The sequence below is a fragment of the Ruegeria sp. CDSC068 genome (assembly GCF_059610545.1).
Map to the genome: position 1 here is coordinate 183,764 of NZ_JBXWNV010000001.1, position 13,336 is coordinate 197,099.

The 13,336-nt window shown below is 57.2% G+C and carries 11 protein-coding genes and 2 tRNA genes; 8 read left to right on the forward strand and 5 right to left on the reverse strand.

The window, feature by feature from the left end; genetic code table 11:
- Positions 1-182: 182 nt before the first annotated feature.
- Together AC2FID_RS00810 and AC2FID_RS00815 are read right to left on the reverse strand one after the other, a co-directional pair.
- Complete coding sequence (locus AC2FID_RS00810; protein ID WP_496834892.1) at positions 183-614, reverse strand: hypothetical protein; 432 nt, start codon at positions 612-614, stop codon at positions 183-185.
- The gene (locus AC2FID_RS00815) at positions 611-2,023 is read right to left on the reverse strand and encodes a GMC oxidoreductase (protein ID WP_282168618.1); all 1,413 of its coding nucleotides are present in this window, start codon (positions 2,021-2,023) and stop codon (positions 611-613) included. Before AC2FID_RS00815 ends, AC2FID_RS00810 begins: the two co-directional genes overlap by 4 nt.
- Before the next feature lie 264 nt (positions 2,024-2,287).
- Between AC2FID_RS00815 and AC2FID_RS00820 the strand changes: the two genes are divergently transcribed.
- The 8 genes from AC2FID_RS00820 to AC2FID_RS00855 all read left to right on the forward strand — a co-directional run bounded on the left by AC2FID_RS00820 (position 2,288) and on the right by AC2FID_RS00855 (position 11,268).
- On the forward strand, positions 2,288-3,691 hold the full coding sequence (locus tag AC2FID_RS00820) for an MATE family efflux transporter (protein ID WP_496834970.1): 1,404 nt from the start codon (positions 2,288-2,290) through the stop codon (positions 3,689-3,691).
- Between the two features lie 190 nt (positions 3,692-3,881).
- The gene (locus AC2FID_RS00825; RefSeq protein ID WP_109311955.1) at positions 3,882-5,243 is read left to right on the forward strand and encodes a V-type ATP synthase subunit B; all 1,362 of its coding nucleotides are present in this window, start codon (positions 3,882-3,884) and stop codon (positions 5,241-5,243) included.
- A complete protein-coding gene (locus tag AC2FID_RS00830) occupies positions 5,221-5,826 on the forward strand; it encodes a V-type ATP synthase subunit D (RefSeq protein ID WP_282168616.1) in 606 nt (201 codons plus the stop codon). Before AC2FID_RS00825 ends, AC2FID_RS00830 begins: the two co-directional genes overlap by 23 nt.
- Positions 5,823-7,619, forward strand: coding sequence for a V-type ATP synthase subunit I (locus AC2FID_RS00835; protein ID WP_496834972.1), 1,797 nt, complete (start codon positions 5,823-5,825; stop codon positions 7,617-7,619). Before AC2FID_RS00830 ends, AC2FID_RS00835 begins: the two co-directional genes overlap by 4 nt.
- On the forward strand, positions 7,616-8,059 hold the full coding sequence (locus AC2FID_RS00840; protein ID WP_108858997.1) for an ATP synthase subunit C: 444 nt from the start codon (positions 7,616-7,618) through the stop codon (positions 8,057-8,059). Before AC2FID_RS00835 ends, AC2FID_RS00840 begins: the two co-directional genes overlap by 4 nt.
- Positions 8,059-8,736: a hypothetical protein gene (locus AC2FID_RS00845; RefSeq protein WP_496753542.1), complete on the forward strand. Its 678-nt coding sequence runs from the start codon at positions 8,059-8,061 to the stop codon at positions 8,734-8,736. Before AC2FID_RS00840 ends, AC2FID_RS00845 begins: the two co-directional genes overlap by 1 nt.
- A gap of 1 nt (position 8,737) precedes the next feature.
- A complete protein-coding gene (locus tag AC2FID_RS00850) occupies positions 8,738-9,430 on the forward strand; it encodes a hypothetical protein (RefSeq protein WP_496753543.1) in 693 nt (230 codons plus the stop codon).
- On the forward strand, positions 9,427-11,268 hold the full coding sequence (locus tag AC2FID_RS00855) for a V-type ATP synthase subunit A (protein WP_496834975.1): 1,842 nt from the start codon (positions 9,427-9,429) through the stop codon (positions 11,266-11,268). Before AC2FID_RS00850 ends, AC2FID_RS00855 begins: the two co-directional genes overlap by 4 nt.
- Before the next feature lie 10 nt (positions 11,269-11,278).
- Here AC2FID_RS00855 and AC2FID_RS00860 read toward each other — a convergent pair.
- The 3 genes from AC2FID_RS00860 to recJ form a co-directional block, all read right to left on the reverse strand.
- Positions 11,279-11,353: transfer RNA gene (locus tag AC2FID_RS00860), tRNA-Glu, on the reverse strand.
- Positions 11,354-11,377: 24 nt separating this feature from the next.
- A tRNA-Glu gene (locus AC2FID_RS00865) sits at positions 11,378-11,452 on the reverse strand.
- 98 nt (positions 11,453-11,550) lie between these two features.
- Positions 11,551-13,293 carry a single-stranded-DNA-specific exonuclease RecJ gene (recJ, locus tag AC2FID_RS00870; protein WP_496834977.1) on the reverse strand — a complete coding sequence of 581 codons (1,743 nt, stop codon included), beginning with the start codon at positions 13,291-13,293 and terminating at the stop codon, positions 11,551-11,553.
- Positions 13,294-13,336 lie beyond the last annotated feature (43 nt).

Genomic DNA, 13,336 nt, shown 5'->3' on the forward strand with positions numbered 1-13,336 from the left:
GCATCCAGCGCAGGCCGGTGCCTCTTTCGGGTGGGGGTGCTTGGATAACCAACTCAAATACAGCTCGAATACGGGTAAGGTCGCCCCGAAAGTTGTAGCGAAACAGAAGTATCCACGCCGGTTTTGTGGTTTATGCTTGCAGGCCCGAACCGTCGCATACCGCACCGGAAACTGTGGTTCGATCACGCCAGGGTGTACCCCTGCGCGCCCAGCTGGTTCTGGCAAGAGTTGAGAAAAGGATCGAACAAGGCAACGAATTCAAGTGGCTTGCCGAGTTCGGTTGCAAGGATCACATTCGTTGAGGTCGCAAACTTGTCCACGACGCTGTCTTTTATCCGTCCGAGCTTTTCGTCTACAAAAGGAACGTCCTGAAGACCGGTCCAGTAAACCATATCCAACACCTGACCCTGCGTACCTTTCTCAAGGACGAAATCCTCGTACGCCTGTGCAAATTCATGTGCTACCGGATCATCGGCGATCTCGGGGCCGTAGACGTCGCGGATCACCTCCAGCGCATGCGCTGCGATGCCATGCCCTTTGATCCCCCGATATGCCAGGCCAAGGCCGACGACCCCTGCACCTAACGCGATTACCTTGCGACGGGAAAACTTCATGTAACCGCCTCCGATGCGCGAAGCGCCAGCGCCGAGATTGTCAGCGACGGGTTGGCGGGCGAACAGGTGGGGAATGCACCCGAGCCAAGTACAAAGACGTTGGCTGCGGAATGTAGGCGCAGCCTGTCGTCAACGACTGAGTCTTCGGCGGAAACGCCCATCCGGTGCGTGCCCTGGATATGAGCGTCAGATGGCAGAATGTCTGAAAACCACAGATGTTCGATTGTGTCCGGAATTATGTCGGGCAGACCAGTCTTTACTCGCTCTATACCGCGTTTGGCATAGTCGGAATATCCAGTCCATTCGATGACTGGTTCATCATCTTCCAAAATGACGCGGTTTTCGGCGATGGGAAGATCTTCAACTGCTAGGCGCAGGTTAATACGGTTTGCCCATTTGCCGGGTTCTTTTCGGATCGATACAGGTGCGTTTATGGTTTCGATGAGGACCGCTGCGGACGTTCTACGATCTACGTCATGGTAAAAATGATAGCCAAGTCCGGTTTCCGATGTGCCGCCAAAAAAAGCCTTTAGTTTGGCTGTGTCCACTAGGACTTTCACTGCCGCTTGTTCGTGAAGGTACCGTCCTAGCGCGTCATTGCGAACGTCCGAGCGTTTCAAAATGGCTGCGTTGAATATTGCATTGGTACCCAGCGCAACTGTGTCGGCGCGAAGGCGCACTTCATTGCCATCGTTACTTTTGACGCGAATACCGCGTGCGCGTCCGCCTTCGATATCTACCGCCCTCACTTCGGTGCCAAGTAGGTAGTGCGAACCAGGATGGGTGAGTTTGTCGAAACTGTTCAATACGGTAAATTTGGAGTCGATAGGACACGTCCGACATACCCCGTTTGCACAGCACGTTGGTCGTGAACCGCCGTTTGACGTAGCGTTGGATGCAGGTACCCATAGAGGCGAAGATTCCTGTAAAGCAGCATCAGCACGCGAAGGAGTATGTGCGGGGTAGGGAAATGGCTTTCGGCGTGGAAGAATATCCTGTGACTGACCGCCAGCAACTTCGATGATATCTTCGACACGTTCCCAATAAGGTTCGAGATCATCGTAACTAATAGGCCAGTCAATACCGACACCAAACATGCTGTTCAGGGCAAAGTCGTTTGGATGGAATCTGGGTACATTGCCCCACCAGTAATTCGAGTTTCCACCAAGTAGAGTGTAGGCGAGCCAATTTTTTTTCAGCCCGGACGAGTTTCGTTGTGTAAAAGCTTCTTGAACCGCGGGGCCGTTTTCGATCTGGTCCGAATGTGTGTATTCATCGCCCTTTTCGACGAACAACACATTCAGGTCCTGCGGAAGCCCATGACCGAAGAACATCGCTGAGAAACTGGATCCTGCGATTATCACGTCCCATTCACGAGAGCTGGCTTCGTCTAAAGATACGCGCTGCATGACAACAGGTTGACCTTTTTACTCATCAAACAAACAAGGGGCTGAAAATCAGCGTAGAATAACAATTCTGCATAGTATGGCATGAAAACGGCCGCGCGCAAGTCAACTGGCCGATAGGGCTATGATCATTGATGGGCAAAGGCGGCCTAATTCACAAATTGAATAAACATTGGGCGACTCCGGCGCGCGCAGATCAGTTTGAGGTTGCTGATTGGTGCCCATCACGGGCAGATTGCTGGTGAGGGCAAATGGACGGACCAGCCAATGACACAACAATCCAAGGGCATGGCTGTCTTTTTGACCGGCAGTTTGATGCGGCATGTGACCCGAATGTCGCTGACCACCAGCATTGGTCTTATGGCAATCTTTGCCGTGGATTTCGTGGACATGGTGTTCATCTCGATGCTGGGCAACGACGCGTTGGCCGCAGCGGTCGGCTATGCGGGCACGCTTTTGTTTTTCACCAACTCGATCAATGTGGGGCTGTCCATTGCAGCCGGGGCTCTTGTCGCCCGCGAGTTGGGGGCCGGGCGGCCCGAAAAAGCCCGGCAATTCGGAACCAGCGTTGCCCTTCTTGGTATTTTGATGGGATTGATTGTGTCTGCCATGGTCATGATTAATATCAAGTTTCTGCTGTCTTTGCTGGGCGCGCAGGGTGAGGTTCTGCAATTGGCCGCACGGTATGTCAGTATCATTCTGCCGACCATGTGGGTGATGGCTGCGGCAATGACGGGTATGGCTGTGTTGCGTGCGCACGGTGATGCGCGCCGGTCCATGCAGGCTACGATTTACGGCGGGCTGGCAAACGCAATTTTGGATCCGATCCTGATCTTTGCTGTTGGTCTTGGCCTGGATGGAGCGGCGATTGCCTCGGTCATTGCGCGTATCTGTATGCTGATAGCAGCGGTCCGGCCCGCCGTGCGCGTGCACCGTGGATTTGCGCGACCGTCGCTGAGGCACTTGAGGGAAGACCTCCAGCCGGTGCGGGCGATTGCGATACCGGCGGTTCTGACCAATGTCGCCACGCCGGTCGGCAACGCCATCGTGATCCGTGAGGTTGCGCAGTTTGGCACCGATGCCGTGGCAGGCATGGCCGTAATAGGACGGCTGATGCCTGTTGCCTTTTCCGTCGTGTTTGCACTGTCCGGGGCCATAGGCCCGATCGTGGGGCAGAACTTTGGGGCAGGGCAATATGGTCGGGTGAAGGGTGCATTCCTGGCAGGCGTAAAATTCACCGCCGTCTATGTGGTTCTGATGGCGGCGGTGCTGTTCGTCCTGCGTGCCCCCATCGCCGACTTGTTTCAGGCCCAAGGCGAGACGCGGGTGCTGATCTATCTGTTCTGCGGGCCGTTGGCCCTGGCGTCGTTCTTCAACGGTGTGATCTTTGTTGCGAATGCAAGCTTCAACAACCTTGGCTATCCCATTTATTCCACGTGGGTTAACTGGGGGAGACATACGCTGGGCACGTGGCCCTTTGCGGTCGCCGGGGCCTATTTGGCTGGCGCTCCAGGTGTGTTGTTGGGGCAGGCGCTGGGCGGTGTGATATTTGCTGCAATCTGCTGGGTAATGGTGCGCGGCGTTGTCTCGGGCCTGACTGCGCCAACAGAGATCGACCCATTTGCCGGGCAAAGCCGGCTGCAATCCCTGTTTGGGCGCAGGGGGTGGTGAACTGTCCCGGGCGCTGGAACACCAATGATTTTTGGTCACCAGAAGCGACTTTTGTCTCCTTTTTTGCAGCCAAGGTATCCTCATTTGCCAATTCATGAATTCGTTGTAAGCTGAACTTATGATTGCAAAAAACGCCAAGTTGTTTCGGGGCGTTGATTTAAATAGCACCTTTAACGACCGAGGATGAGCAATGTCCGGAAGTCTTTTGAAGTACACGCGTGTTCTTGAGATTGTCGGAGACACGATCAAAGTCAGGGTGCCTCTGGACGGATCGACTGACGCAGCAGTGCGTTTCAATGATCTGGCCGTAATCGAAACCGTGGACGGCCACAAGACACTGGCGCAGGCCATTTTTATTGACCGGGATGTTGTCACCCTGCAGGTGTTTTCCGGCACCAAGGGCATCTCGACCGAGGCGACGGCGACGTTCCTGGGCCACCCGATGCAGACGCCATATTCCCAGAACATACTGGGCCGTGTTTTTGACGGCGCGGGTGTATCTATTGATGGTGGACCTGACCTGTCGTCTGAGCCGCGCGTGGATATTGGCGGGCCAACCGTGAACCCGGCGGAACGCGCCGTGCCCAACAAGATGATCCGGACGGACGTGCCGATGATCGACGTGTTCAACACACTGGTCGAAAGTCAGAAAATCCCGATTTTTTCCGTCTCGGGTGAGCCGTTCAACGCGTTCCTCAGCAGAATTGGTGTTCAGGCGGACGCGGATATCGTGGTGTTCGGCGGGCTAGGGTTGATCTTTGACGACTACTTTACCTTCAGGACGTCCTTCGAGGATGCGGGCGTGTTTTCCCGAACAGTGATGTTCGTCAATCAGGCGATGGATCCGCTGGTCGAACGGCTGCTGGTACCCGATATGGCACTGGCCGTGGCCGAAAAATTCGCGGTAGAAGAAGGCAAGCGCGTTCTGGTCCTGCTGACCGATATGACCGCCTACGCCGATGCGATGAAAGAGGTCGGGATCAGCCAGGAACGCGTACCCTCGCAGCGTGGATACATGGGGGACCTCTATTCCCAACTGGCCCGCCGGTACGAAAAAGCCTGTGACTATGCCAAGGGCGGATCGGTCACTGTGCTGACCGTGACAACGATGCCGGGCAATGACGTGACCCATCCAGTGCCGGATAACACGGGCTATATCACCGAAGGGCAGATCTATCTGCATTCGGGCGTGATTGACCCGTTCGGCAGTCTCTCGCGCCTCAAGCAGAACGTGATTGGCAAGACAACGCGCGAGGATCACGGGCAGATCATGAACACCATGATCCGGTTCTATTCCGAAAGCCGAGACGCCGCGCAGAAACAGGCGATGGCCTTTGACCTGTCGGATTATGACCATCAGCTGCTGAAGTTTGGCGACCTGTTCAAGACCCGTTTCATGGACATCAACGTTTCAATCCCGCTGGAAGATGCGCTGGATTTGGGGTGGAAAACTCTGGCCGAGTGTTTCGCACCTGGGCAGCTACTGATGAAGCAGGCCCTGATCGACAAGTATTTTCCAAAGGATGCCGATGGCGCGGTTGCAGCTGAATAAATCGTCGCTCGCGCGCGAGCAGACGCAGCTGAAAAGCTATGAGCGGTTCCTGCCATCGCTGGACCTTAAGCGTCAGCAATTGATGGCAGAGCGCGCGAAGGCGCGCGAAGATGTGCAGCGCCTTCAGGATGAGGTGCAGGAACTGGCGCAAAAGGTTGGAGAAAAACTGCCGATGCTGGCGCAGCAAGGCGTTGATCTGGACGGGTTGGTCGAGCTGAAAGACTACAAAGTCAAAGAGGTCAACGTCGTGGGGGTCAAGATGCCTGCGCTGGACCGGATAGAGGTTGCGGTGCGTCCGTATTCCTATCTGGCCAAACCTCATTGGGTCGATGCGGCGGCCCGGTTGCTGCACGATATGATCGAGGCGCGTCTACGGGTCAAAGTGGCCGAAGAGCGGGTGAAGATATTCGATAGGGCTGTGGCCACCATCACCCAGCGTGTCAATCTGTTCGAAAAGGTTCTGATCCCGCGCGCCAAAGCCAACATCAAGAAAATCCGCATCTATCTGAGTGATGAGCAGATGCAGGCCGTCGTGCGCTCGAAAATCTCGAAACGCAAACATGCGCAGGAGGCTGTGTCGTGAGTGTTGCGAGGCTCAAAAAACTGTCGCTGGTCGGGCAAGCAGGCCAGAAGGCTGCGACCCTTGAGGCGCTGCAGAATCTGGGCTGCATGCACGTCCTGCCGCTGGCTTCGCCACCCGCTGAGCCGGAAAAGATCAGTGAGCGCGGCGCGCGCAATGCCTATAAGGCGCTGCGGTTCCTGAATGACGTGTCCGAACCGCGCCGACAGATCCAGCGCGATCCCGGTTTTGGGATGGACCAGTTCGTCGGGGATGTGCTGGACTTGATGCAGCGCACTCGTGACATGACGGATCATAGGGATTTTCTTGCCAACCGCATTGCAAAGGTGCGCCCTTGGGGCGATCTGGATTTTCCACCAGACGATGTTTTGGCGGGGAACCGGTTGTGGTTTTATCAACTGCCACTGAAGTATCGCGATGCGTTGGAGGCCCTGGATATGCCCTGGGCCATACTCGAGCAGGACCATAGGTTCATCTATGCCGTACTGATCGACCCGGATGAGCCGGATGACGATATCCTGCCAGTTCCGCGCACACACACAGGATCGCTGCCCATTCACGAGCTTGAGGCGCAACTGGAAGAGGCTGAGATCGCCATCGAAGCGCTTGAGGCTGAACGCGTTGCGCAAACCCGATACCTAGCACTGATGCGCCGGAACCTTTCGGTTGCCGAAAGCGCGGCCGAGCTGGCCCATGCCACGCAAAAGGTTCGCGACGAAGAGGCGATGTTTGCCCTTCAGGGCTGGGTGCCCGAGGATCGTATAGATGCGGTTCTGGACATGGCAATCGCCAAGGACGCTGCCGTACTGATCGAAGAACCCAGCCCCTATGACAGCCCGCCAACCTTGTTGGAACAACCGGAAAAGCGCAGTGCTGCCGTGGACTTGGCGCTGTTTTATCAAGTGCCGGGTTACAAGGGCTGGGACCCCAGTGTCATCGTCGCCGTTTCATTTGCGGTCTTCTTCGCAATGATCGTAGCCGACGCGGGATACGGCGCGATTATCCTGTTGGGCCTTTTACTATTCTGGAAGCGGCTTGATGCAACACCGGGTGAACGATCCTGGCGACGCTTTGGGGTGATCATTTCCAGCGCAACAATCCTGTATGGCATCCTCGTCGGCAGTTATTTCGGCGTGTCGCCAGCCGAGGGGTCGTTCTGGTCCAAGCTCAAATTGCTCGACCTGAACAATTTCGGCGCGATGATGTTGGTCTCGATTGTCGTTGGCGTTTTGCATTTGGTACTGGCCAATGCGCTTGCCGCACGGGCGGCATGGGGGCACCGGAAGGCCATCGCCAATCTGGGCTGGATCGCTGCGCTGATTGGCGGGTTCGTTCTGTGGCTCAGCTACATGAAGGGTAACTCTCCGGTGCCGGGCGCGGCCTTGATGGGGATCGGGGTTCTGGCCATCGTCTGGTTCTCAAGCGAGCGGATAATCAAGAAACCAACCGACTGGATTTGGCGCCTGATCGGAGGGCTGCAAAGCCTTGCCGGGGCCATGGGGGCATTCGGCGATGTGCTAAGCTACATGCGCCTGTTTGCGTTGGGTCTGGCCTCGGCCTCACTGGCGATCACGTTCAACGATCTGGCGGTTTCTGTCATGCATTCGCTCAAGGGGTTGGGCGTTCTGTTCGCCCTGCTGATCCTGATCATCGGCCATATTCTCAACTTCGCGCTCGCCATGATGAGCGGCGTCGTCCACGGTTTGCGTCTCAATTACATCGAATTCTTTAAATGGGGTCTGCCGGACGAAGGCATTGTCTTTCGACCGTTCGCCCGCAAGGAGGTTCAGGAATGAATGAGCTTGTTTTGACATTGGGTTGGCTTGGCATCTACGCGCCAATGGCGCTGGGCGCAGCCGCCAGCGCCGTCGGATGCTCGATCGCGGGCATGGCCAGTATTGGGGCCATGACGGAAACCGACGGCGGCTATGGCCGCTTTGTCGGCGTTTCGGCCTTTCCTTCGACGATGGTGATTTATGGCATCGTCATCATGTTTACCCTGAACCGCGAGGTGACGCCTGAAAACGCGGGCGGCTTGTTCGGGATTGGTATCCTGTCGGGCATCGCATTGATGTATTGCGGGATCTGGCAGGGTCGGGCCTGTGCTGCGGCGATCAACGCCACCAAGGAAAAGCCTGAGATCTTTGGCCTGGCGCTTGCCCCGGCAGCGATCATCGAAGGGTTTGGCGTGTTCGCCTTTGTCTTTGCCCTTGTCATCAGTGCGGGGATCAGTTGATGGCACAGGATGGCATGATTTCTCATGGCGTGGATGCCTTGATCGATAAGCTGCGCAATGATGGCGTGGCTGCTGGTCAGGCCGACGCCGAAAAACTGCGCACTGAAGCCAAGGCCGAAGCCGCCAAAATTCTGGCGGATGCCAAACGCGAGGCGGACGACCATCAAAAAAAGGCACGCATCGATTCCGACAAATATCGCGCTGCTGGGGAAGAGGCGCTTAACACCGCCATGCGTGATGCGGTTTTGACCATGAAGGGTGGATTGACCGACCGCTTTCGCGAAGATGTCGAACGTCTGGTGACCAAGGAAATGGCTGAGCCGGGCCTGCTGAAACAGATGATTTTGGAGGTCGTCGGCCGCGAATCCGAAGGCGTCAATCTGGATGGCAAGGTGCAGGTTATTCTGCCCGCCAAAGTCGCAACGCAAGAAGACATCAAGCAGAACGCCGATGACATTCAATCCGGTAAGCTGACCAAATACGTCCTCGGCCTGACAGCCGACATGTTGCGTGAACAGGTAGAGCTGCATGCATCGGATGACGCGCAGGGTGGTATCCGCGTGCGGGCCGAAGATCAGGGCGTTGTACTTGATCTAACAGACAAGGCGGTCGCCTCGTTGCTGATGGAGCATCTGCAGCCCCGGTTTCGCGCCGTGCTGGAAGGTGTGATCCGCTGAGATGTCTGACCAAGACGCCTATATCGCCCTGATCAGCAGCCTGCCAGGCTCTGAGCGGTTGTTCGTGGCCAAACAACCTCCGCTGTCGCGGCTGCGGCTGGATCGTCGCCTTAAGGCGCTGACGCCCGAGGACGCTAAGGTTCTGAAGGTTATGGAACATGCTCTGAATTGGGGCGCATATGACATGGATGTCACTGACCCGCAGGCTGTATTGAGATGCAAACAAGCGTTGGCCGAAATCCCGCAACCATCCTTGCGCCGCCTGTTCCTTGAACGGATGGACCTGCGTACTGTTGTTGCAGCACTGCGCCTGCGCGGGCACGGTGGCAATCCGCTGTCCGGTGCGTATGGGTTTGGACGTTGGAGCCGTCACATCCCCGCCAATTGGGGTGACCCGGATTTCCGTCTGTCCACGGCGATGCCGTGGATCAAGGAAGCACGCCAGTTGCTTGAGGCCGAGGACCCCTTGGGTCTGGAACGACTGCTGCTGTCAGTCAGCCATAAGCAACTGAAACGACACGCCGCCCGTCACCTGTTCGATTTTGAGGCCGTGGCCATCTATGTCTTGATCTGGAACATTTTCGATCGCTGGGCGCAAAGCAACGCGCAGAATGCGGCCGCAAGATTTGAGAAGCTGGCCCAGCAAGCCATGAGCAATGTCGCAGATTTCGATTTTGAGAGAGTAAGCGCATGACTGCCCAAACATCTTCGGTTCAAACCGCAACCGCCCGCGTTGTCTCTGTCCAGGAAGGGCTTTTGAAAATTCAGGCCAACCAAGACGCCGCCGGCGTTCCGGGACAACTGGTCAAGAACGAGGTCGTGTTCATCCTTCCTACCCGTCCGGGCCCGGGCGGGCGTCAGGAACGCCTAAAGGCTGAGGTGCTGCGCGTGCGCGGCGATACTGCCGACGTTCAGGTCTACGAAAGCACGGACGGCGTAGCTGTTGGTGATCCGGTTGAACAGTCAGGACAACTGCTTTCGGTCGAACTTGGGCCGGGCCTTTTGGGGCAGGTCTTTGACGGCCTGCAATCGCCTTTGACCAAGGTTGCGGCCGAGTTCGGGACTTTCCTGCCGCGCGGGGCGGATGTGGCGCCGCTGGATGATCAGGCAAAATGGTCTTTCACTCCCACAGTCAAAGTTGGCGATATGGTCAAGGCCGGCGACAGCATTGGCACTGTTCCCGAAGGCCGGTTTACCCACAAAATCATGCTGCCTTTCAACTGGGTCGGCGACTACAATGTTGTGTGGGTACAGAAAGGTGCAGCTTCGATCCATGAGATTGTCGCGCGTCTTGAAGACGAGCAGGGTGGGGAGCACACGCTGACCCTGTGCCAAAAGTGGCCGGTACGACGACCGTTACCCGAAACCATCCTGAAACGCGCCCTGTCGGAACGGTTGTACCCGACGGAACCCGTGCTGACCTCGCAACGCCTGATCGACACGTTCTTCCCCATAGCGCTCGGTGGCACGGCCTGTATTCCCGGCCCGTTCGGTGCGGGCAAAACCGTGCTGCAAAACCTGATCGCTCGGAACTCCAAAGTGGATATCGTGATCGTGGTGGCCTGCGGTGAGCGTGCGGGCGAGGTGGTGGAAACGATCCACGAATTCCCCAAGATGACCGACCCGATGTCGGGCGGCAGTCTGATGGACCGGACGATCATCATCTGTAACACCTCTTCCATGCCTGTAGCGGCACGTGAGGCATCGATTTTCACCGGCATCACCCTGGGCGAGTATTACCGCCAGATGGGCTATGACGTGCTGTTGATCGCTGACAGCACCAGCCGCTGGGCGCAAGCCATGCGCGAGACTTCCGGCAAGCTGGAGGAAATCCCCGGTGAAGAAGGCTTCCCTGCCTATCTGGAAAGCTCGATCAAGGGCCTGTACGAGCGCGCAGGGGCGATGAAGACGAATGATGGCGATCTGGGTAGTCTGACGCTGATCGGTACGGTTTCGCCTGCGGGTGGCAATTTTGACGAGCCTGTGACGCAGTCCACGCTGTCTACCGTGAAGTGCTTTCTGGGGCTGTCCTCGGAACGGGCTTATAAACGGTTCTATCCTGCGGTTGACCCAATGCTTAGCTGGTCGCGATACACCGATCAGCTCTCGGATTGGTACGACAAGAACGCTGAGCCCGGTTGGACAGGCAAGGTGCGCGATCTACTGGCCCTGATTGAAAAAGGCGAACAGGTCGACCAGATGATGCAGGTGACCGGCGAAGAAGGTGTCACCATCGAGGACTTCGTCACGCAGCAAAAAGCGCTGTTCGTGGACATGGTGTACCTACAGCAGGATGCCTTTGACAAAGTCGATGCAACCGTTCCGCTGGAGCGCCAGAAGATGACGTTCAAGCTGATCTATGATGTTACGCAATCAACTGCGGAATTCGAAGATAAGGGTGAAGTGCGTCAGGTGTTCACCCAGCTCACAGGTCTTATGAAGAACTTCCACTACGCCGCGGAAAACACACCGGAATTCAAATCGCTGTGGGTGCAGATACAGGACCTGAGCAGTGAAAAATTTGGAGTGTAGGTCAGGGAAATGGTAGCCCGTAGGGGAATCGAACCCCTCTTTCCAGGTTGAAAACCTGGCGTCCTAACCGATAGACGAACGGGCCATCTGGTAGTGGCATTAGCACAAGTGGTAGCCCGTAGGGGAATCGAACCCCTCTTTCCAGGTTGAAAACCTGGCGTCCTAACCGATAGACGAACGGGCCACGCTGGCTTGTGGAGGGCCTTTTACGGTTTACCTCTGACCCCCGCAAGCCGAAAAATGCAGGGATGCGAAACTTTTTTGGCAAGGCTGGATATGGGCTCAGTTTGCCTCTGCCACGTCCTCCAGTCTCAGCTGAACGCTTTGCCGTCCACCCCATGTGTTCACCTCAAGCCGTCCGGCGAAATGAAAGCGCGCGCCGCCATGGTTGGACAGCTTTTCCCCCATCGGTCCGTCAAAAGCTCCAAAGGCAATGGCATCAAGGCCACCACCAACCCCGTCGGACAGCGACAGTTTCAGATGGGAGTCGCCGACGCGCTTGGCAAAGCGCACCTGCAGGTCCGGCAACGCATAGCGTGGGGCAGGGGCGCTGGCCCCGAAAGGACCGGCTTTTTCTATCTGTTCGATCAGATCGACCGAAGCTGCGCCCGGCATAAGCGCTCCGTCTAGCTTCATGTCTGCAGGACCGCCTTTGCCCGCGCCTTGCTTGGCCAACAACTCGCTGAGGCGTTCCATGGCCGGTTCCAACTGATCCCGCATAACGGTCAGCCCTGCGGCCATCTTGTGCCCGCCGCCTTTGACCAAAAGTCCCTCAGCCGCCAATCGTTGGATTGATGCCCCCAGATCAACGCCAGAAACCGACCGTCCTGAACCCTTGCCTTCATCACCATCAAAGCCGATGACAATGGCGGGTCTGTTGGCGTTTTCCTTGAGGCGGGATGCCACGATGCCGACAACGCCGGGATGCCACCCTTCGCCCGCCGCCCAAACCAGAGGAGCTTCCAATCCGCGTTTCTCGGCCTGTTCCAGTGCTGCCGCACGTACTGCGTTTTCGATATCACGACGCTCGGTGTTCAACTCATCCAACCTTTGAGACAGCGCTTCAGCTTCGGTCATCGAGTCCGTGCTCAGCAGTCGCGCGCCCAGATCGGCCTGACCGATCCGCCCGCCCGCATTGACGCGCGGACCCAGAAGAAAACCCAGGTGATAGCTGGTAGGGGCTGAATCCATGCGCGCCACATCCGACAGCGCCACTAAACCGGGCCGCTGCCGCTGTGCCATGACCTTAAGGCCTTGCCGCACCAGCGCCCGGTTCGCGTCGATCAGCGGGGCCACGTCTGCAACGGTTGCCAATGCCACAAGATCCAGCAGCCCGATCAGGTCGGGACCCTTAACCTCAGCCTCACGCAGTTGCCGCCCGGCCTCAACCAGCATCAGGAACACCACGCCGGCAGCGCAGAAATACCCCAAATCACCGCTCTCATCCTGCCGGTTTGGGTTCACGACCGCCACGCAATCGGGCAGCGTTTCACCACCAAGGTGGTGGTCCAGCACAATGACATCCGCGCCTTTTGCCGCCGCGATAGGTTCATGGCTAAGCGTTCCGCAATCCACGCAGATGATTAGGTCATGCGCAGCCGCCAGTTCCTGCATTGCAGGCACGTTCGGCCCATAACCCTCATCAATTCGATCTGGCACATACAGCGTGGCTTGCAGCCCCATCTGACGCATCCAGACAAGCAACAAAGCCGCCGAACTGCCCCCATCGACGTCGTAATCGGCAAAAACCGCGATCCGCTGCTTGTTTCGGACAGCTTCCAAAAACCGCGTTGCGGCGGTCTCCATATCTTTCATGGACCGGGGATCAGGCAGCAATTCCTTCAGCTTTGGTTCAAGAAAGCTTTCGGCTTCCACGGGGGGCACGCCGCGCCGCGCCAGAACCTGACAAACCGCACGTGGCAGCCCGGACTGTTGCACCAGCATTTCCGTGGCCCGTTCGACCTCGGCCTCCGGTCCGATCCAACGCCGCCCGGTCAGTGACTGCTCAACCCCTAAAAAGCTCATGCCTGCCTCTCATATGCTAAGGCCGGACCCTCTCGGATCCGGC